We start from the raw sequence: 23318 nt of genomic DNA, 5'->3' as shown, positions 1-23318 counted from the left end.
TGAATTTTGAGGAAAAAAGACTATTAAAATTTAGACTAGAAAACTAGAAAGATTTATTTAAATGAATAGCATAACACTAAGCAGATACGTTGTTACACAAAAATTGAATACAAATAAAGGATATTGAAAATGATTCAATATCCTTTATTTTATTTTATAATTATTTTTTTTGTTAGTTCTCCATTAGTAGAAGTAAGCTTAACAAGATATATACCAGCACTTGTTTTAGGAATATCATACTCTTTGTAAGAACCATCTAGATATTCTTGAAAAGAATACACCGATTGCCCTAATGTATTAAATACTTCTATGCCAGTTATATCAATATTATATGGGTTTAATACTACAATTTTGTTGCGACCAATAGCATAATAAAAATCTAACGATGATATTATCTCGTCTGATTGAGAAAGAGTTTCAGAACTATTTTTAAAAACTATTTCTAATCTATCATCAAAATCACCATGCTCTGATGAAAATTGAAAAGGCAATCCATTTCTTAAATCGAAGTATTCTCCAGTTAAATTATCTTTTACATAAATTTCTTGATCTTCAGATATATCTTCAATTTCAGTAGCTTCTAATGTATAATTATAAGTTCCTGAAGTTTTTAAGCTTAAAGGAATTACTTTATCTTCATTTATTGGTGCATAAGCTTGGATTGTCATTAACTCATTTGCTAAAATTAAGCTGAGATCATCCTCGTTTTCAGCAACATTTTTAGCTTCATAACCATAATCGTATTGATCACTTGTAGCTTCGCTAAATCCAAGAAGTAATTCTCTTTTAGTTGAAGGTCCGTCAACTGAATTAAATTCTAATCTAATCTTTTGCATTAAATTTTCTTCTGAAATATAACTTTTTGAATTGACCTCTTCTTCATCGGCTACGGTTCCCCTAAAGAAAACAGAACCATTATCATAAGTACCATCTGCATCAACTTCTTTAATAAATAATCTTTGGCTGTTTTTAAAAGTTACATTACCAGTAGAAACTATCTCTGCCATAAAACCTTGTCCCACTGACAAATATCTTGTTGGTATTTTTGTTCCGTCTTGACTTCCATTGTTATCTCCCTCAAGACCTACAAATTGATAAGCTCTAACTGAGCCTGTTTTATTAACCTGGGCATAACCTCCATTATATTCATTTAAAATATGAGAGTCTCCACTCCATTGTTGCCATAAATTTAATGTCCCATCAATAATGCCAACATTATCATCTATAAACTCATGAATATCTATTGCTGAAGGATATGGATTACCTAATAAGTAATCTGTCTTAGAAACAGTAGGTACAGAACCATTGCCTCCTACATCTGTAACATTAACTAAAATGGTACCATTATTTGGTTTTCCTTCAAATAAATATTGCTGGCTATTAGATGATGTTCCGGTTCCTTTTTGCGTATATCCTACACCAGGTTGTAAAATTGTATTTTCATTAATTGACTCATAATCGTAATAATTTAAACCATTTTTATAGGTATGTAACCAATATCTGCTAACCTTGTCTTGCTCATCGTATTGGTGGGTGAATTCAACATTATTAGTCTCATCAAATTTTAACATATTGAGACTATATGTTGAATTTGCAATATTATTAGCACTTGTATTGTTATCTATTAGGGCTGTCTGGCCCATTTCTCCAATTGGAGAAGCCCAATAATTATACCAATATTTATTAGCTGTACCTTCTTGACGTCTTAAAATCCTACCATTAATAGAAGTAACTAAATCACTAAATTCTGTTTGTACTAACTGAGAATCTGATGTTAAATCTAACGCACCATTAAGTTCTAAATACCAATTATTTTCTATAAAATTATCATTAACCACTTTTAATTCATTATTTGAATTTATTAATAAACCCAAATTGGTATGAGAATCCGTTGTTTCTACATTACTATTTATTTGTACAATTGACCAATCTTTGTTAGAATCTACATCCTCTATATCCCAAACATCTCCATGTAACCATGTTGATTGATTTGACCAATTACCATCTTGACTAGAAACATAAGGTAATGGTGCTGTTTGAGGATATATATGCTTAATATTATACAATCTTGCACCTGCAGATAAATCTATTGAAGATGTAACTTTATCATCAGTGACATCATCTTTAAACACGTCCATTTTATAATATCTAATAAGGTTAGAACCAATATTGTTTGAGGATATATCTTTTGGTATTATTTTTCCTTGGTTAAAATTTTCAGTTTCATCTAATTCTTGGTAAACAATACGTTGAATTTCTTCTTCTGTAAGATTAGTGTTAAACACTCTTACTTCATCAATTTCTCCTTTAAAATAAACTTGATTTCCTGAATTATATGGCTTTCTACCTATTCTGTAAGCTTCATTATTGACATCGGTTAATATAGGTCCTGTAACTGAATCTGAACTTAAAACAAGTTCTCCATTGATATACAAACTGAGATTATTATCTAGTGCCTGTCCGTCATATACAGCTGTAACATGTGCCCACTCATTTAAATTTATTTTATTACTAGAACCAACATTAATAGTAGTTCCATTAATCTCTACTCTTAACCTTCTACTATTATCAATATATAGCCAATAATGTGTTTGACCAATTAATGCTCCTGCTATATTAAAATCTGAATCTAACTTTACCCATGCCATTTGGGTAACTTTATTTAACCCATGTATAATGTTGGTAGATTCTTCGATATAGTCATTTCGTCCATCAAAATACAAACTAAATGAGTCATCAAAATCTCTTGGTGAACCAAATAAATTATTATCTGTATCAAAAGTATCTAATAGTCCATCTCCATCTAAATCATTTGAACCATCGACAATCCCATCATTATTACTATCATAATCAGAGAATATTAATACACTATCTATATCACTACCATTAGTAATATCATTACTAGCATCGTTACTATCTATATCTAAATAATCTGGAAGCCCATCTCCATCTGAGTCAACGGGTAAACTATAACTAAATGTACCATGATCACTAGAAGTTTCTGTATCACTATCATCATCGTTGTCATCAATTAGAGAGAGAATACCATCTCCATCTTGATCGTCATTAAGAATATTCTCTATAGTGTCTTGATAATCTGAACCATCTCCTAAACCATCACCAGTAATATCTATATCTCCAAAACCATCATTTTCTAAACTATCAAAAATTCCATCATTGTCACTATCTAAGTCTATAAAATCTGGAACACCATCTCCATCTGTATCTAGTGGTGTAACATTTTCATAAGCATCATGCATTCCGTTGCCGTTTATATCTACCCAAGGATTGGTTGAATCTCCAAACACTGTAGCATCAAAATTATCGTCAATTAAACCAAGTTCCACCACATTAGGAATTCCATCATTATCGTTATCTAAATCTAAAACATCTGCAACACCATCACCATCTAAATCACAAAGTAATTGTCTAACATAAATATCATCAATGGCTAAGTCATTACCCAAACCACCAATATTTTCATTTCTTAATTCTATTGTGAAATCTGTTTCAGAAGTTTGAAACGCAGAAAGTGCTATTAGATGCCAATCACCTTCTAAATTCCCATCAGAATGAGGTACTTCATTTGAAAGTTCACTAGCTATAACATTACCAGAATTATCATAAACTGTTATTCTAATTATTGGATTTATACGTTCGGTTTTATCTAAATTAACAACGTAAAAACCAAATTCAATATCTACATTTGGTGTTGCACCAATTATTTCTTGACTATAAAAAACACTTGGATCTTCATTTGCATTAAAAACAGCCATTCTACCATTTGTATCACCTGGCGTATGATCTGCTCCAGTAGACCAATCGCTTTCTGCCCATATTGCTAAATCATCATTAGTATTACCATTATTATTATGTATTGTATATGACACGGTATAATCTCCATCATTAACACTTGGGTTGTGATAATTACTTGGGTCAGGGCAATTAGAACCCGTTCCATTTTCAAAACAATAATCTGTTGTTGCCCCAACATACTGACCATTTATTTCTGTTCGGCTTGTACCAGTACCAAAAGTTTCATTAAGGAAATAAACATATGTTTGGTTTGCAACTGATCTCGAAATACATAAAGATGCTTCATACGAATCTGATAATCCATCATTATCATCATCTAAATCATAAATATCCGCAATACCATCACCATCTGTATCTGCATATAATTGCGCGCCATCACCTTCTATTAAAAATGAAAATACAGATTCATCTGGATCATCTGAATAAACACTTAATGTTGCAGAAAAACTATCTTCAGTACTAGGATCAAATCCTATAGTAAATGTAGTAGTTTCGCCTGGAGACAAAACTAAGTTTGATACATCTGGAAAACTTATTATAGAAAATTCAGAATCACCTGAAAGGCTAACAAAAGGTGCTGTTAATGTAAGGTCTAAAATACCATCATTTGTAATTTCGAAAATCTGAGAATATACGCCAGAACTAATATCTTTAACACCAAAATTAGTAAAGTTTGCTTCTGTAGTTGTTGTAGATCCATAAGCTATTGACTGTGAATTACCATATAATGCAATATCTTGTTCTGGTGTACTACTTCCTAAATTTATTAAATAGTCCTCTACTTCTCCATTAGTGTATCCAAAATCACAAGAATTAAAACTAGTATCCGACCCTCCTCTAACACCTACACGAAGTATTGAAAGAGCTTGATCTGTACCATTAGGAACAAAAATACTAATCGGAACATCTACCACCTTAGTACCTCCTACATTATTACTATCTTGAAACGTAAATAAAAATTGCTCTCCTGCATCTTCAAAATCATCATCTGTGTTTTCATTTAGATTAACCCATACAGCAACCGTATTTGTATTTGTATTCCAGCCATTAAGCGTTACACTTACTGTTCCTGTTAATGTTTCACCGATAGCGACATCCTCTGCAGGTACGCTTGTTGAGTAGTCTGTATAACCGCCAGTAGTTCCTGTCGATGCGTTATTAATAGCGCCAATGTTTATGTTTGAAATGTACATTACATTGTATGAGCCAATATTAGCCGGATCACAATATTCAGGCACTATTAATCCTGGCGAAGTTCCTCCACTAGTACCAGAACTAATGTTTAAGTTATAATCTTCAATTTCGCCAGATTTATAATTATAATTACAAGACGAATAACCTGCTTCTGTACCATCTCTTAAACCTATCCTTATACGAGAAAGTCCTGTTTGTGCATTTGAAGGTATGGCTATACTTACTGGTACTTCAACTACTTTTGTACCTCCTGTATTGTTAGAATCTTGAAAAGTAATTATATATTCTTCGCCAACATCTTCAAAATCCTCATCATCATTTACATTAAAGTTGGCCCATACCGCTAATGTATGAATATTAGTATTCCATCCATTGAGAACAACTTTGACGGTACCTGTCAATGTTTCACCAGCGTTAACATTTATATTTGAAGCGCTAGAATAATATCCATAACCTCCAGTAGTACCACTACTAGCATTATTCATTGTGCCAAGTGAAACTTCAGAAATGTAATAAATATTATAATTATTAATATTGGTTGGCGTACAATACTGACCAAACAATAAGGAAGAATAAACCAAAAGACTCAGAAACAAAAGAAAATTGTTTCTATTAACAGACAGAGTATAAGTTTTCATAAACCAATAGCATAAATTTAGATAGACTTGAGGGGGCAGTTATCTGTTGTTTTTACAATACAAGGATAGGATTTAAAAATGATTTTTAAAAAAAATCGCGGTCAAAAAACAATTTAATACGATAAAACGTTTTTATTTGCAAATAAATTCTTACAAATTAAACTAATTCATTAACCAAATCCTCAATCTTTGAAATAAATTTCACTTTAATAGACGAGGTTTTTAACGTTATCTTACAATATTTTGAAATAAAAATAACAGCAAATCCTAGTTTTTCTGCTTCCAATATTCTCTGTTCAACACGTTGTACTGGTCTAATCTCACCAGACAAGCCAACTTCTGCTGCAAAACAATAGTCGCTTTCTAAAGCGACATCTTCATTTGAGGATAAAATAGCCGCAACAACAGCCAAATCTATTGCAGGATCATCTACTGTGATGCCTCCTGTTATATTCAAAAATACATCTTTTGCGCCCAATCGGAAACCTGCGCGTTTCTCTAAAACCGCCAATAACATATTTAAGCGCTTTGCATTAAAACCTGTTGCAGATCGTTGTGGCGTACCATAAACCGCTGTACTTACCAAAGCTTGTACTTCAATCATTAAAGGTCTTAAACCTTCAATAGTTGCTGCCACTGCATTACCAGAAAGCTCGCCGTCTTTTTCCGAAATTAAAATCTCAGACGGATTAGAAACCTCTCGTAATCCTTTGCCATGCATTTCGTAAATACCAAGTTCATTAGTAGAGCCAAATCGGTTTTTATTAGCTCTTAAAATTCTGAATACATGATTTCGATCACCTTCAAACTGCAAAACAGTATCTACCATATGTTCTAAAATTTTTGGACCTGCAATATTCCCATCTTTTGTTATATGGCCAATTAATAGCACTGGTGTAGAGGTTTCTTTTGCGAATTTTATTAGCTCGGTTGTACACTCTTTTATTTGAGAAATGCTACCAGCAGATGATTCAATATAATCACTATGCAACGTTTGTATTGAATCTATTACAACAATATCTGGCTCTAAAGCTTCAATCTGTTTAAATATATTTTGAGTTTTGGTTTCTGTAAGAATGTAACAATTATTGCTATTAGGATTAATACGTTCCGCACGCATTCTTATCTGCTTCTGACTTTCTTCTCCAGAAACATAAAGTGTTTTATATTGTAATTTTAAGGCGATTTGAAGCAAAAGTGTACTTTTTCCAATACCTGGTTCGCCACCCAATAAGGTTAAAGATCCATTAACCATTCCGCCACCAAGAACACGGTTAAACTCACCATCCTCCATATCTAAACGCGCTTCTTGAGACGTATCAATTTCATTAATTAATAATGGTTTTGATACGCGTTTAGTTGTTGCTTTTGGTGTTTTCCAATCGCTTTTTTCTGGTTTCTGAATTACTTCTTCTGCAATGGTATTCCATTCTTTACAAGACATGCATTGCCCTTGCCATTTGGCATACTGACTTCCACAATTCTGACAAAAAAAAGTTGTTTTAACTTTAGCCATGTTCTAGTTTTATAAACCTAAATATTAGATTAGGATTATCAATTTTTAAAATAGCTAAATTAAAGAATTTCTTTCAACGACATGTTTGGGTCTATGTATATATTTATATCATAAGATTTAACTTTTTAAACCAACAAATATTAATTTAGTTAACATCTTTAAACCACGACATAATTGCTAAAATTTTTATTGTAGATAATTTTAACGGCAGATTAGACATTAAAAAATCCTTTGATTTCTTAAAAATATATTCGAAAAAGTAATCTGTTGAATTCTTATGCTTGTTACTTCTCTTCATCGTCTATCTCGTCTACCTTTTCTTCTATCTCTTCATCATCTGTATCTACTAATGATAAATTAAGTTCATCTATTTTAGAAAAAATAAAATCTCTATCTACATGGCTAACATCATTTAATGTTAAAGCTTCTTCATATAGTTTTTTAGCTTTCTTAGTTTTTCCTAATTTTTCTGCAGATTGTGCTAAGTAGAATGTACCCAATAAAGTCTCTGGATGCAATTTATTAGCTAAAAGCCCTAATTTAAATAAAGATTTGAAATCCTCTCTTTTCTCGGCAACTTTAGCTACTTTTTCTAACTCTTCCTCACTTATTTCCTTTGTAATACCAAATAGTTTTTCTATTCTCTTATATCTATTTACCAAATATTCATCTAAAGTTCCTTCATATGGCAGCACTTTTTCTTCCAATTCTTTTTCACGAAGCGGGTTATATATAGAAAAAATCTTATCAAATGATTTAGAAATTGCACCAGTTACAAGCGTGTAATGCGTTTCTCCATCAAAATCATCAAAATAATAAGTTAGATATTTGTTTTCTACCGTTTTTATTTGCTCATTGGTTGATAGTATATTTTGACGGATTTGTGGAATATCTTTTTCTGCAGTAGCCATGTAATAAAACACATCTGTCTTATAAAGTGCCAAACGTTTAGAAACAAAGTTTCTTAAAGACCCAACAAAATCCGGACTAATACATACGTAAGCCTGAAATTCTAAATCTTCTTTAAATAAATACGAGTTTATAAAATTACCCATAATATCATGGCCAACAGCCACTCTAAAGTTACTTGTGTTGTACTTATCATCTAAATACGGTAATAATTCGTCTGAAATAAACTCGTGAAATCTTATGCCAGACTCGGTAGGTAATCCTGTTTGCGGCTCATAATAACTATCATAAACACGCTCTTCACCTTGCATAATACCAACAACGATTGAGCTTGGCATATCATCAAAATGGGTCTGAAAATCTACCTGACCAGTTACGGGCTCAAATAAATAATCGGCATCAAAAACAATGATTAAAGGATACTTAATATCTGCTTCTGCATCATAATTTACAGGAAGCTTAATTTTTAGTTGACGTTTAGAATTTAATCTAGAAGACGAAATTTCTTCGTAAGATATTTGCGCATATGTTAACGAACAAATAAAACATGTAAATACTATTAAAATAGCTTTTCTCATAATTGAGTAGGTTTAGTTTTGGGACTCCAAACATAGTCAATTATCGTTAAATAGTCAATTTTTTTCGATGAAATGCACTTAATCGTTTAATGCTTCTTGAGTATCGTACATTTTTTCGAGCATAATTTCCTTATCAATAAATTGAGAAGGCTGTAATAATAAACCCGATTTATATTGAATTAAAGCTTTTCTATAATTCCCTTCTTTTTCATATAACATACCTGAATAATAGGCACTTAACATAGATTCAGGGAAAACTTTCTTCACTAATTTTGTTAACTTTTCTAAAGAATAGAAGTCATCTTTTTTATTACTTGCTGCTGCAATTGCTCTAATATCATTCTCAATAAGTTTTTTTTCAAAACCGTAAAAATATTCGATGTCTTGGTATTTTTTTATAAGGTAATCGTAAGGCGATTCCTCGTAAGTCAGTACTTTCTCCTTATATTCTCTGGCATTTATGGGTTTAAAAAGCCCAAAAATTTGGTTTAATGCTTTGGGAATTCCTTGTCCTACTAAGCCATAATGATTTGCATCATCAAAATCATCAAATTTATAAAGCACTTTTTCATTTTCTATAGAAGAAATTAATGAGTCGCTTTTAATTATTGAAGTCCTCAAGGCCTTTACATCAGCATCTCCAGTAGCCAAATAATAAAATGTTTCTTGATCTAAAATTTTTAATCGCTGATGTAACCTAGTAGTCATCTCTGGGGCAAAATCTGGACTTAATGCAATAAAAGCTCTAAATATTGGTTTATCCTTAAATAAGTAATAATTAATAAAATTTGCACTGAGATCGTGCCCAACTATAATTCTAAAATTAGATGCTTTATATTCTCCTTCAATGTATGGCAATAATTCTGAAGATATAAATTCATAAAAAGCCGCACTTTGTTCTTTAGGAAAATAAGTCTCCTCGTCATATAACAAATCATCTTCTCTAGAATCTCCTTGTTTTACGCCAACAACTATGCAATCTGGTATATCTTCCCAATAGGACTGATAATCTATATTACCAGCAATTGGCTCAAATAAGTAATCACCATCTAAAACAATAATTAATGGGTAATTACGCTTTTCTTCTGGGTTATAGTTTCTAGGTAACTGAATTTTTAACTCTCGATCAGCCCCTAGCTTATAAGAATTAAGAGTTTTATATATTGCTTGTGCATTCAAGTTTGTTGCAAAAAATAGCACTAAAAGAAGGAAATAAAAATTCTTCATGTTTGTTGTAAATAATTATAGCAATTTAATAAATATTTCTATACTGAGCTTTTCTTCCTATTATATACAGGTAAATATAGCAAGGATAAACCACCTACCACAATAATAACTAATGTTTGTGTAGACCACATTATCCAACCAAAAGCTCTACTTGGTTCTGTTGCCATACCAAACAAAGAAAAGGCAATTACCACTGCTTCTGGAAAAGAGCCTATACCACCATTTGTTGCGGCTATACTAAAACTAGCCAATATAAAACCAATAAGTACAGCGGCCAGTGAAATATTATGCAATTCCGGGAGGGCAAAAGTAGTGATGTAAAACATTAGCACATACATAACCCAAATAAAAATGGTATGGCCAATAAATGCCCATTTCTTTTTCATGTTAAAAATACTTAACACACCTTCTATTATCCCAGATAAAAACGATTTCACTTTTATTGCCAACTTTGAATTACTTTTTCTAAAAAACAGTAATAAAGCTATGGCTACAATAACCAGAACAATTCCACCTATTATTAACGTTAAAAAATTAAATTTTGATGAAAAGAACTCGTATATAAATTGAAATTCTAAAAAAAATGCAATAGCTACAATTAGAAATAACATAATTGTATCTGCAACACGTTCTGCAACAATACTACCAAAACCTTTATCAAAAGGGAGTTCTTCGTAGTTAGAAATAATGGTTGCTCTGGCAATTTCTCCAGCTCTTGGTATTGTTAAATTTATAAGATATGCCGAATACACAGACATAAAACTATTTAAAAACTTTGGTTTATAACCAAGTGGTTCTGCCATAAAAAGCCAACGATATGCTCTTGATGCATGACTCAGTAAACCAAGAAAAACACCAAGAATTATCCAACTATAATCAGCATCTCTAAAATACTTAATTAATAATGAAATTGAAATTTTAGATAAGGAATACCATACCAAACCAATACCTAAGAGAAGAGGTAAAACAACTTTTAGGATAGATTTAAGCTTACTCAACTTTCTAATTTAGAAGATTTGTAGCTTCATCAGGAAACACCAGTGATGGCTTAAATACTTTAGCGTCTTCAATATCCATAAACGCATAAGTAATTAAAATTAAGGTATCACCAATAGCAACTTTTCTTGCTGCTGCACCGTTTAGAGTTATTTCTCCACTTTTTCTAGGACCTGGTATACAATAGGTTTCTAAACGTTCTCCATTGTCATTATTAACAATCTGAACTTTTTCACCCTGAATAATATTTGCAGCATCCATTAAATCCTCATCAATAGTAATACTACCAATATAATTTAATGCAGCACCTGTAACCTTTACACGGTGAATTTTCGATTTTACTACTTGTATTTGCATATGGCAAAGATAATTAATTTAATGCGATATTATCAATAAGTCTTATATCGCCCGCATATACAGCCACAAAAGCTCTATATGATTTCTTTTTTGATTTTCTTTTTATAGGTTTCAGCGTAATTATATCAGCAATAATAAAGTATTCTAACTTTAATAGCGGCTGTTTACTAAATTGCTTTTCAACCCACTCTGTTACGTATTTAGCACTTTTTGTGCCAAACATTATTTTGGCATTTACTAATGTTTTATAAATAAATGGCGCCATTTCTCTTTGGGCTTTTGTTAACCTCGTATTTCTAGAACTCATTGCTAGACCGTCTGTAGCTCTATGTATAGGACAACCTATTACTTTAACTGGCAATTGGTACAGTTCTACAAGTTTTCTAATAATTTGTAATTGCTGAAAATCTTTTTCTCCAAAATAAGCTTTTGTTGGTTCTACAATTTCAAATAAACGTTTAACAATAGTACCAACACCATCAAAATGCCCATCTCTAAAAGCACCTTCCATTTCAAACTCTAAACCATCAAAACTAAATGAATTAGATCTAACATTTGTATTGTAAATATCCTCCACACTAGGCGCATAAACGATAATCCTATCTTTATTAACCGTTTTTAGCAAGGTCACATCTTTATCTAATGTCCTTGGGTATTTTATTAAATCCTCTTCATTATCAAATTGAGTTGGGTTTACAAAAATACTTACAACAACATAATCATTTTCATCTAGTGCTTTTTTTACCAAAGATAAATGCCCTTTATGGAGTGCTCCCATAGTTGGAACAAAGCCAATAGTACCAATATGAGCTCTTAGACTATTTAGATATTCTGATAAATCAGATTTATTTTCGAAATTTTTCACTACGACCACTAAAAATTAATGCGTGCAAACATAATATAATACTAGCAATCTGCCCAAAATTTTGTAATTTTGCATGTTTTTTACTCTCAATTTTCAAAAGCAGCAGATTTATGAAAGATAAACGAATATTATATGTGTCCTCTGAAGTCGTTCCATATTTACCAGAAACAGAGATTTCTTCAATGTCTTTTGAAGCACCTCGAATGGTAAACAAACAAGGAGGTCAGATAAGAATATTTATGCCTCGCTTTGGTAATATCAACGAAAGAAGACACCAATTACACGAAGTAATAAGGCTTTCTGGTATTAATTTAGTAATTAACGATTTGGATATGCCGTTAATTATTAAAGTAGCATCCATACCAAAAGAACGCATTCAAGTCTACTTCATTGACAATGAAGATTATTTTAAAAGGAAAGCAACTTTAACTGATGAAGATGGTAAATTGTTTTCAGATAATGATGAACGCGCCATTTTCTTTGCAAAAGGTGTAATAGAAACTGTTAAAAAATTAAACTGGGCTCCAGACATTATACACGTTAATGGCTGGTTAGCTTCGCTATTACCTTTATACTTAAAAGAGTTTTACAAAACAGAACCACTATTTACAGAAAGTAAAATTGTAACCTCTGTATACAATCAAAGTTTTGAAGGTACGTTAGATAATACTATGATAGATAAAGTTAATTTTGACGGTATTGATGCAGAAGCATCCAAATTATTAAAGGAACCAGACTATAATAACCTAATGAAAATTGCAATAGATAATTCTGATGCTATAATAAAGGGATCTAAAGAATTACCAGCAGAATTAGAATCTTATATAAACGATTTAACAAAACCAGTATTAGATTATTTTTCTATTGAAGAATTTGCAGATCCATACACCGATTTTTACACCAATACTGTACTTAACAGTTAATATATTTTATGAAAAAGAATAATTTTATCTTAAAGATAATATCGTTTGGCCTAATAATATTAGCATTTATAGCTTGTGATCATGATTTTTCTACCATTGAATCTGATGTTATAAATCCTGATAATGCTACAAGTTTTAGAATTGAATCTAACACTAATGAAATAATAACATACACTAAACCTATTAATCCCGTACAATCCAATGATTTTGGTTTAAATTTAAGCACCTTAGGAATTTACGATGATATTTATGGAAGAACTACGGCTAGTTTTGTAACCCAATTAACTCCAAGCACATTAGACCCAACATTTGGAGATAATGCTAGCATAGATTCTGTTGTTGTTACCATTCCATTTTACAGTACAGCATCAGATTTTGATGACGACGGTAATATCATTTATGAAATCGATTCCATCTTACCTAAATCTGAAAATTATGAAAACCTTAGATTAAGAATATTTGAAAACAACTATTTTATTAGAGATTTTGACCCAACTGGTGATTTTAACGATAATCAAATTTATTTTTCTAATAAAACAGCATCTACGTCTGAGGCTATTTCTAATTTAGAAGGTCATGAATTCGTTTTTTTAGATGAGCCTCAAACCTCTTATTATAATGGAACAAATAACGAAGTTACTATAAATAGTGACGTATTTATATTAGAAGAAGAAGATAACGAAGACGATGAAGACGATTTACCTCAGGTAATCGAAAGACAAGCTCCGGGTATTAGACTAAGACTTGACCCTACGTATTGGCAATCTAAAATTTTAGATATGGAAGATAACGCTGTTTTAAGTAGTCAAAATAATTTTGCGGAATATTTTAGAGGCTTATATTTTAAAGCAGAACCTAATAGTGCAAATGATGGTAGTTTTTTACTTCTAAACACTGGTAGTACCGATGCAAATGTTACAATCTACTATAAAAACATCACCACAACAACTGGAGACGATGGTGAAGAAGAAGAGACCATAAATACAGGTACTTATGTACTGAATTTTAGTCCAAATAAAATAAACTTTTTTGATAATGAATACCTACAACCAATAAATGAAGGTGATGCAGAATTGGGTGATAGTAAAATTTATTTAAAAGGTGGTGAAGGGGCAATAGCCGCAATAAAATTGTTCGAAGGCTTCTATGATGAAGATGCAGGCATTACCAATTTTGACCATTTTAGAAGTGAATTTGTAAACCTAGATCCTTCTGACGGAACTTTTGAAAGCTCCAAACGACTAATAAATGAAGCTAATCTTGTTTTTTATGTAGACCAAGTTTCCAACCCAGTTAACGAACCTAATCGCCTATTCTTGTATGACATAGATAATAATATACCGTTGGTAGATTATTATTTAGATGGCACCAATAATGGCTTACCTTCGTTTTCAAAGATAAACCATCTTGGACCATTAGAGCGTGAAGATGAAGACGACCCAACAAGTGCTGGAGTTAAATATAAATTTAGAATAACTGAACATATTAATAATTTATTAATTAGAGACTCTACAAATGTTGAGTTAGGTTTAGCCGTTTCGTTAAATGTGAATATAGAAGATTTATATACACAACGAAAAGTTCAAACCGATTCAGATATTGATTTTAAAGTACCCGCAAGTTCAACGGTTTCTCCAAGAGGAATTATTTTACATGGTAATAGTACCAGTGAAGAAAGTAAAAAAGTTTATTTAGAAATATATTACACTTGCATTAATGGTGAAAATTGTTGCCCAGAAGGTCAAGATTGTGATTAAACCAAATTAATAAAAATAACCTATGTGTGGAATTGTTGGATATATAGGCCATAGAGAGGCTTATCCCATTATTATAAAAGGACTTCAAAGACTAGAATACCGTGGCTATGATAGTGCTGGTATTGCTTTATACGATGGCGAATCTATTAAGCTTTCTAAAACCAAAGGAAAAGTTGCAGACCTTAAAGAAAAATTAGAAAATGAAATTTCTACATCTGGGACTTTAGGAATTGGCCATACGCGTTGGGCAACGCACGGAGTCCCTAACGATGTAAATTCTCATCCACATTACTCCAACTCTGGAGATTTAGTTATCATTCATAACGGTATTATTGAAAATTATGATTCATTAAAAAAAGAATTAATAAACCGTGGTTACACTTTCAAATCAGATACTGATACTGAAGTTTTAATTAATCTCATTGAAGACGTAAAGAAAAATGAAAACCTAAAACTTGGTAAAGCTGTACAAATAGCGCTAAACCAAGTTGTTGGTGCCTATGCTATTGCTGTTTTTGATAAAAATAAACCTAATGAAATTGTTGTCGCCAAATTAGGTAGCCCATTAGCTATTGGAATTGGTGAAGATGAATATTTTATTGCAAGTGACGCTTCTCCGTTTATAGAATTTACAAAAAATGCCATTTATTTAGAAGATGAACAAATGGCTATTCTTCGTAGAGGTAAAGACATAAAAATTAGAAAAATTAAGACTGATGCCTTAGTTGACCCTTACATGCAAGAGCTTCAACTTAATTTAGAGCAAATTGAAAAAGGTGGTTACGATCACTTTATGCTAAAAGAAATTTATGAACAACCAAGCGCCATTTTAGACACTTTTAGAGGTCGTCTATTAAGTAACGAGGCTGTAATTAAATTAGCTGGTGTTGAAGACAATATGAAAAAATTCTTAGCAGCAGATAGAATTATAGTCGTAGCTTGTGGAACCTCTTGGCACGCAGGACTAGTTGCTGAATATATTTTTGAAGATTTAGCAAGAATACCTGTTGAAGTAGAATATGCCTCAGAATTTAGATATAGAAATCCTGTAATAACTGAAAAAGATATTGTTATAGCAATCTCACAGTCTGGAGAAACAGCAGACACATTAGCCGCAATAAAATTAGCTAAATCTAAAGGCGCTTTTGTTTTTGGTGTTTGTAATGTTGTAGGTTCGTCAATTGCAAGAGAATCTGATGCAGGTGCTTATACCCATGCCGGACCAGAAATTGGTGTAGCATCTACTAAAGCATTTACCACACAAATAACCGTATTAACTTTAATGGCATTACGTTTAGCTAGAGCTAAAGGAACAATGTCTAGCTCAGAGTTTAGACATCACCTCATTGAGTTAGAAACTATACCTGGTAAGGTTGAAGAAGCGTTGCAATCAGATGCTTACGTTAAAACCGTTGCAGATATCTATAAAGATTCAAAAAACTGCTTGTATTTAGGACGTGGATTTAATTTCCCTGTTGCCTTAGAAGGTGCTTTAAAACTAAAAGAAATATCCTATATACATGCAGAAGGTTATCCTGCTGCAGAAATGAAACATGGACCAATAGCATTAATAGATGAGCAAATGCCAATTATTGTAATTGCTACTAAAAAAGGGCATTATGAAAAAGTGGTTAGTAACATTCAAGAAATAAAATCTAGAAAAGGTAGAATTATTGGTATAGTTACTAAAGGAGATGTTAGTGTTAAAGAATTAGCCGACCATGTGATTGAAGTACCAGAAACTATAGAATGTTTAACACCACTTCTTACTACAATACCATTACAACTATTATCTTACCATATTGCTGTAATGCTTAATAAAAATGTAGATCAACCAAGAAATTTAGCAAAATCAGTGACAGTAGAGTAACTGAAACTATACTTTAAGAGGTTTATTTAAACGTCTTAAGATTGTGAAATATGCAATTTTAAGGCGTTTATTTTTCAATATTTTGTTATGCACGCATACTTTTTTACAGATTTCTTACCAAATTACCATATATTTAATTAAATTGCTCGTCTAATAAATTAACTAATATTCGAAAATGAAGACAATCTTAAAGCTTTTCACAATGCTTTTTTGTGTGGTATCTTTTGCCCAAACCACAGTAAAAGGTAAAATTAATGACAATACTGGGCTTCCCTTACCTGGCGCAAATATTGTACTACTTGGTACAAGTACGGGCACAGTAACGGATTTTGATGGAAACTTTACTTTAACAGTATCTGAAGTCCCTCCTTTTTCAATTCAAATAAGTTATGCTGGATTCGAATCTCAAACAATAGAGATTACCAGTAACAATCAAACTCTTGAAATCACATTATCTGAAGGAAATGAACTAGATGAAGTAGTTATTTCAGCATCACGTACTCCAGAACGTATTTTTGAATCTCCGGTTACAGTAGAACGATTTGGTTTAAAAGAAATTAAAAATACTGCTTCCGCAGATTTCTATGCTGGATTAGAAAACCTTAAAGGTGTGGATGTTAATACAAGTAGTTTAACATTTAAATCGGTTAACACAAGAGGTTTCGCAACCACTGCTAATACACGCTTTATGCAATTAGTAGATGGTATGGATAATTCAACTCCAGCTCTAAACTTCCCAATAGGAAACTTAGTTGGTATGATTGAAACTGATGTTCAAAGTGTAGAATTACTTCCTGGAGCCTCTTCTGCACTTTATGGTGCAAATGCATTTAATGGTATTCTTTTTATGCAAAGTAAAAATCCATTTGATCACCAAGGTATTAGTGCTTTTGTTAAAAAAGGTATAACGTCTCAAAAGGCTGCTGGAGATAACGAGTATACGGATTTAGGTATACGAATGGCTTATAAATTTAGTGATAAATTTGCCGCTAAAGTTAACTTCGGCTACCTACACGGAACAGATTGGGCGGCTACAAGTGAGGTAGATAGCGATACGTTTGGAGGTACAAGAGCTACTAACCTAAACTATAATGGTATCAATGTTTATGGTGATGAAGTTTCTGCCAATTTAAATGATTTAGCAGGTGGAACCGGAATTGTACCAGATGTTTTTGTAAGTAGAACAGGTTATAATGAACGTGATTTAACAGAACATAAAGCCGAGAGCGTAAAAGCAGATTGGGGATTATATTTCCGACCTATTGATGGTAGTAATTTCGAAATACAATATGTTGGTAAAGTAGGTACTGGTACAACAATCTACCAAGGTACAAACCGATATAATATTGACGGTTTTTTTCAACAACAACATAAATTAGAAGTAAAAAATGATAATTACTTCTTAAGAGGTTATGTTGTAGCTGATAGAGCTGGTGACTCTTATGATATGGTATTCACTGGTATCAATATTAACAGATCTTGGAAAAGTGATGAAGAATGGTTTGGAGATTACATCAACACCTATGTAGCTGCAACCCTTGGTGGTGGTGCTACAGATGAACAAGCGCATGCCGCAGCAAGAGCAGCAGCAGAAACTGGACGATTTGAGCCAGGTTCTGAAGAATTTAATAATGCTTTTGATAGAATTATTAAAGATCCAGATTTAGCCACTGGTTCAAAATTTCAAGATCAATCTAAATATTACCATGCAGATGGTAACTACAACTTTAGTCATCTAATCGATTTTGCAGATATTCAAGTTGGAGGTTCATTTAGACAATACGATCTTAATTCATTAGGATCAATTTATACAGATTTCGATGGTCCAATTAAATACAACGAATACGGTTTTTACACCCAACTTCAAAAGAATGTAGAATTAAACGATATGATGGCTTTAAAAGTTACAGCTTCTGCTCGTTATGACAAATCAGAATTTTTTGATGGATTTGTTTCTCCTAGATTATCGTTAGGTTTAACACTAAATGAAAACCATAACATAAGAGCCTCTGCCCAAACAGGGTTTAGAAATCCTACCACTCAAGATTTATTTATAGGATTAGATGCAGGTAGAGCAATTTTAGTTGGTAGTGCTCCAGATAATTTAGATCGTTATTCTAGAGATTACACCGGAAACGATGGTAATACGTATACACAAACAGGTGCTGCAGCATATAATAATTCTTATTCAGCAACTTCGGTTCAAGAATTGTCAGAAACTGGTGACCCTACGGTATTAGAAATTGCTAATCCAGATTTAGTTTCACCTGAAAAAGTAACATCTTTTGAAGTTGGTTATAGAGGTAAATTTAATAAGCTAACTGTTGATTTTAGTACTTATTACAACAAATATCAAGATTTCATTTCTTCAGAAGTAGTTATAGCACCATTATACGGTTCTGTAACCGACGGAACAGCAATTGCTGCGATTGCAAATAGTGATTTTGTAACGTATAGTACATATACCAACTCAGATGTAGATGTTAATTCTTATGGTGCATCTTTAGGGTTATCAACAAAAATATTCGGAGATTTTGATCTAGGAGGTAGTTACACATTTACTAAGCAAGATTTCGATCAAGCTGCAAATCCTAATTTTGAAACATACTTTAATACACCTGAGCATAAGTTTAAAGCGCATTTTGGTAATACAGAATTATTCAAAAACTTTGGATTTAATGTTGCCTATAAATTTAGTGATGACTATTTCTGGGAAGCAACTTTTGGTGATGGTATTGTACCAGAATTCCACACATTTGATGCACAGGTTAATTACAAAATTCCAAAGTTAAAATCTATAGTAAAAATAGGTGGTACTAACATTGGTGGACAAGAATACTTCACTGTATTTGGATCTGGTTACATAGGATCAATGTACTACGTGTCTTGGACAATTAATAACTTATAAAATTAGCATAATGAAAAATATAAAATATATATTATTATCAGCTGTCCTTTTAGGGTTTACAGCATGTAATGATGAAGCAGATTTCGAAGATCAATTAGATAATCCTACAGAAGAAGTTATTTATCCAGAACTAACAGCTGGTTCGGCAGATTTCTCAACATATATTGCTGTAGGTGCATCTTTTTCTGGAGGCTTTACAGATAACGCATTGTTTATTGCAGGTCAAGAAAGTTCATTTCCAAATTTATTATCACAAAAATTTGCGTTAGTAGGTGGCGGTGATTTTACACAACCTTTAATGAATGATAATATTGGAGGATTTGTTTTAGGTACAACAGTAGTATCTGATCCAAGATTATACTTTGATGGAAGCGGTCCTGCAACCCTTCCTGCAACACCAACAACACAAGTTACTGATGTATTAACAGGTAATTTTAATAATTATGGAATTCCTGGTGCTAAAAGTTTTCATCTCGGTATTGCAGGATACGGTACATTAAATCCATATTTCGGAAGAATGGCATCCTCAGCTGCCGCAACAGTTTTAGGAGATGCAGTAGCCCAAAACCCAACATTTTTTACCCTTTCGGAAATTGGAGGAAATGACGTGTTAGGTTATGCAACTTCAGGAGGAATTGGAGTTGACCAAACAGGAAATTTAGACCCTTCAACTTATGGAAGTTATGATATTACAGACCCTAATGTATTTGCTGCGTCATTTAGTGCAAGTGTAGATGCATTAACAGCTAATGGTGCAAAAGGAGTTATTGCAAATCTACCTTATATTACATCTTTAGCTCATTTTACAACGGTACCATACAATCCTTTGGATCCAACAGACGACGCCTTTGGCCCACAAATACCATTATTAAATTCAATTTTTGGTGCTTTAAATCCAATTTTTAATGCTGTAGATTCTAGTAGAGCTATTGTATTCTCTGAAACTGCTGCAAGTCCTGTTGTTATAAAAGACGAAACTCTTACAGATATTTCTTCAATAATTACAGAAACTTTAGTTGCTAGCCCTACGTTTCCTGCTTTTATTGCACAATTTGGATTACCGGCAGAAGCCGCACCACTAGTTGCTAGTTTATTAGGTAATAGTTACGGACAATCAAGGCAAGCTACTGAAGATGATTTATTTGTTTTACCTAGTAGTTCTGTAATAGGCACTGTAAATGAAGATTATGCTAGCGCTTTAGAATTACAAGGTTTACCAACAGCTCTTGCTGCTCAGTTTGCAACGGAAGGTATTACGCTTCCTTTAGAAGATAAATGGGTATTAATTCCAAGCGAACAATTAGCAATACAAACAGCAACAGATGCTTACAATACTACAATTGAAGCAATAGCTGCAACTAAAGGCTTAGCTTTGGTAGATTTTAAATCTATTTTACAGCAAGCATCAACCACTGGTTTTCAATCAGGTAACTTTATTCTAACTACAGACCTAGTTACAGGAGGATTAATTAGTTTAGATGGTGTACATTTAACATCTAGAGGTTATGCTTTAATGGCAAATGAAATGATGAAAGCTATAGATTTAACTTATGGTTCTAATTTTGAAGCATCAGGTAATTTAATTGATGCTGGTGAATATCCTACAAATTACCCACCAACATTACAGTAAATTCAAATTAAATATATTTATAAAAACGCTCTCCTATTGGGAGCGTTTTCTATGTTTAAAAAAGCAAAAAAATTGATGTGGTATTTAAATTAAAACTCATATCTTTGCAGCGCAAAAAACGCATGCACTCTACTAGATGGAGTTAACTGTTTTTTCACATTTAAACTATTGCAAAACAAAAACATATAAGTAATGTCAAAAGTTACAGGTAAAGTTGCACAAATCGTAGGTCCAGTTATCGATGTAGAATTCGCTGCTGGTTCAGAGCTTCCAAAGATTTATGATTCGTTAGAAATTAACAACCAAGATGGTTCAAAATTAGTATTAGAAGTACAATCTCACATTGGTGAAGATACTGTACGTACTATTGCTATGGATTCTTCAGATGGTTTAAGTAGAGGAACAGAAGTTCATTCAACTGGTGCTCCAATTCAAATGCCAATTGGTGATGATGTTTACGGACGTCTTTTTAATGTAATTGGTGATGCCATTGATGGATTAGGTGATTTACCTAAAGCTGGTGAAGCAGGTTTACCTATTCACAGACAAGCGCCTAAATTTGAGGATTTATCAACATCTACTGAAGTTTTATTTACTGGTATTAAAGTAATCGATTTAATTGAGCCATACGCAAAAGGTGGTAAAATTGGTTTATTTGGTGGTGCTGGTGTTGGTAAAACAGTATTAATTCAAGAGTTGATTAACAATATTGCAAAAGGTCACGGTGGACTTTCTGTATTTGCAGGTGTTGGTGAAAGAACACGTGAAGGAAACGATTTATTGCGTGAAATGTTAGAGTCAGGAATTATCAAATATGGTGATGATTTTATGCATTCTATGGAAGAAGGTGGATGGGATCTACAAAAGGTTGATAAATCAGCTATGAAAGATTCTAAAGCAACTTTTGTATTCGGACAAATGAATGAGCCTCCTGGAGCTCGTGCTCGTGTGGCACTTTCAGGATTAACTATAGCAGAATATTTCCGTGATGGTGCTGGTGAAGGGCAAGGTAAAGATGTATTATTTTTCGTAGATAATATCTTCCGTTTTACACAAGCTGGTTCTGAGGTGTCTGCATTATTAGGTCGTATGCCTTCTGCGGTAGGTTACCAACCAACATTAGCAACAGAAATGGGTGCAATGCAAGAGCGTATTACATCAACAAAAAGAGGGTCTATTACATCTGTACAAGCGGTTTACGTACCTGCGGATGATTTAACGGATCCTGCTCCAGCAACAACGTTTGCGCACTTAGATGCAACAACAGTATTATCTCGTAAAATTGCAGAGCTTGGTATTTATCCTGCTGTAGACCCATTAGATTCTACATCTCGTATTTTAACTGCAGATATCTTAGGAGATGATCACTATAACTGTGCGCAAAGAGTAAAAGAGTTATTACAACGTTATAAAGAATTACAAGATATTATTGCCATCTTAGGTATGGAAGAATTATCTGAAGAAGATAAATTAGCCGTAGGTAGAGCAAGACGTGTACAACGTTTCTTATCACAGCCTTTCCATGTAGCTGAGCAATTTACAGGTATTCCTGGTGTATTAGTAGACATTAAAGAAACGATTAAAGGGTTTAACCAAATTATGGATGGTGAATTAGATCACTTACCAGAAGCGGCATTTAACCTTAAAGGTTCTATTGAAGAAGCTATTGAAGCAGGAGAGAAAATGCTTGCCGAAGCTTAAGCCAAAGCAAGAGCTGAACTTATTTCAGTATTCTCAAAAGAACCAGAATAAAAATTAAAAAGACCCTGAACTAAATTCAGGGTAGTAAAACAAGTTTTACTATGTATTTAGAAATTGTATCACCAGAAGCTACATTATTTAGCGGAGAAGTTACTTCAGTAACAGTTCCTGGTGTAAATGGTGAGTTTGAAATGTTAACTAACCACGCGCCTATTGTCTCTATTCTTAAGGAAGGACATGTAAAAGTTGCTGGTTCTATTACTCTTGAAAAAGAGGTTGAAGAAAAGTTCACTAAATCTGATAAAGGCGTTTGGTTAGCTATCAATTCTGGAACACTTGAAATGAAAGATAATAAGCTAATTATTTTAGCCGATTAATTCAATCAGTATATAAATTATAAAAGCGCGAAATACATATTTCGCGCTTTTTTATG

General features: G+C 32.5%; 14 protein-coding genes. 7 read left to right on the top strand and 7 right to left on the bottom strand.

Features of this window, described 5'->3' with window-relative positions; translation table 11 throughout:
• Positions 1 to 149: 149 nt before the first annotated feature.
• The 7 genes from GN138_RS08695 to panC form a co-directional block, all read right to left on the bottom strand.
• Positions 150 to 5648, bottom strand: coding sequence for a LamG-like jellyroll fold domain-containing protein (locus GN138_RS08695; protein ID WP_157363417.1), 5499 nt, complete (start codon positions 5646 to 5648; stop codon positions 150 to 152).
• 157 nt (positions 5649 to 5805) lie between these two features.
• Entirely contained in the window at positions 5806 to 7164 is a 1359-nt protein-coding gene (gene radA / locus GN138_RS08690; protein WP_157363416.1) for a DNA repair protein RadA, read from the bottom strand.
• A 284-nt stretch (positions 7165 to 7448) separates the two neighbouring features.
• Positions 7449 to 8651: an alpha/beta hydrolase gene (locus GN138_RS08685; protein WP_157363415.1), complete on the bottom strand. Its 1203-nt coding sequence runs from the start codon at positions 8649 to 8651 to the stop codon at positions 7449 to 7451.
• 78 nt (positions 8652 to 8729) lie between these two features.
• A complete protein-coding gene (locus GN138_RS08680) occupies positions 8730 to 9830 on the bottom strand; it encodes an alpha/beta hydrolase (RefSeq protein ID WP_231743058.1) in 1101 nt (366 codons plus the stop codon).
• Between the two features lie 86 nt (positions 9831 to 9916).
• Complete coding sequence (locus tag GN138_RS08675) at positions 9917 to 10876, bottom strand: lysylphosphatidylglycerol synthase transmembrane domain-containing protein (protein ID WP_157363413.1); 960 nt, start codon at positions 10874 to 10876, stop codon at positions 9917 to 9919.
• Positions 10877 to 10880: 4 nt separating this feature from the next.
• On the bottom strand, positions 10881 to 11231 hold the full coding sequence (panD, locus tag GN138_RS08670; protein ID WP_157363412.1) for an aspartate 1-decarboxylase: 351 nt from the start codon (positions 11229 to 11231) through the stop codon (positions 10881 to 10883).
• A gap of 13 nt (positions 11232 to 11244) precedes the next feature.
• Positions 11245 to 12096, bottom strand: a complete 852-nt coding sequence (gene panC, locus GN138_RS08665; RefSeq protein WP_317162723.1) for a pantoate--beta-alanine ligase — start codon at positions 12094 to 12096, stop codon at positions 11245 to 11247.
• A gap of 110 nt (positions 12097 to 12206) precedes the next feature.
• On the opposite strand from panC, the gene GN138_RS08660 reads away from it, so the two are divergent.
• The 7 genes from GN138_RS08660 to GN138_RS08630 all read left to right on the top strand — a co-directional run bounded on the left by GN138_RS08660 (position 12207) and on the right by GN138_RS08630 (position 23262).
• Positions 12207 to 13019, top strand: coding sequence for a glycogen/starch synthase (locus GN138_RS08660; RefSeq protein ID WP_157363411.1), 813 nt, complete (start codon positions 12207 to 12209; stop codon positions 13017 to 13019).
• Positions 13020 to 13027: 8 nt separating this feature from the next.
• Entirely contained in the window at positions 13028 to 14776 is a 1749-nt protein-coding gene (locus GN138_RS08655; RefSeq protein ID WP_157363410.1) for a DUF4270 domain-containing protein, read from the top strand.
• Between the two features lie 22 nt (positions 14777 to 14798).
• Positions 14799 to 16646, top strand: a complete 1848-nt coding sequence (glmS, locus tag GN138_RS08650) for a glutamine--fructose-6-phosphate transaminase (isomerizing) (RefSeq protein ID WP_157363409.1) — start codon at positions 14799 to 14801, stop codon at positions 16644 to 16646.
• A gap of 175 nt (positions 16647 to 16821) precedes the next feature.
• Positions 16822 to 19554: a TonB-dependent receptor gene (locus GN138_RS08645; RefSeq protein WP_157363408.1), complete on the top strand. Its 2733-nt coding sequence runs from the start codon at positions 16822 to 16824 to the stop codon at positions 19552 to 19554.
• Between the two features lie 10 nt (positions 19555 to 19564).
• Positions 19565 to 21184, top strand: a complete 1620-nt coding sequence (locus GN138_RS08640) for an SGNH/GDSL hydrolase family protein (protein ID WP_157363407.1) — start codon at positions 19565 to 19567, stop codon at positions 21182 to 21184.
• A 192-nt stretch (positions 21185 to 21376) separates the two neighbouring features.
• Positions 21377 to 22885, top strand: a complete 1509-nt coding sequence (atpD, locus tag GN138_RS08635; protein ID WP_157363406.1) for a F0F1 ATP synthase subunit beta — start codon at positions 21377 to 21379, stop codon at positions 22883 to 22885.
• Between the two features lie 101 nt (positions 22886 to 22986).
• Positions 22987 to 23262 (top strand): F0F1 ATP synthase subunit epsilon, encoded by a 276-nt coding sequence (locus tag GN138_RS08630; protein WP_157363405.1) that lies wholly within the window; start codon positions 22987 to 22989, stop codon positions 23260 to 23262.
• The last annotated feature ends 56 nt before the right edge of the window (positions 23263 to 23318 follow it).

This window comes from Winogradskyella endarachnes, assembly GCF_009741275.1.
GTDB classification, from domain to species: Bacteria; Bacteroidota; Bacteroidia; order Flavobacteriales; family Flavobacteriaceae; genus Winogradskyella; species Winogradskyella endarachnes.
Note: the sequence above shows the minus strand (reverse complement) of the source record. Positions and strands in the feature narration are given on the sequence as shown.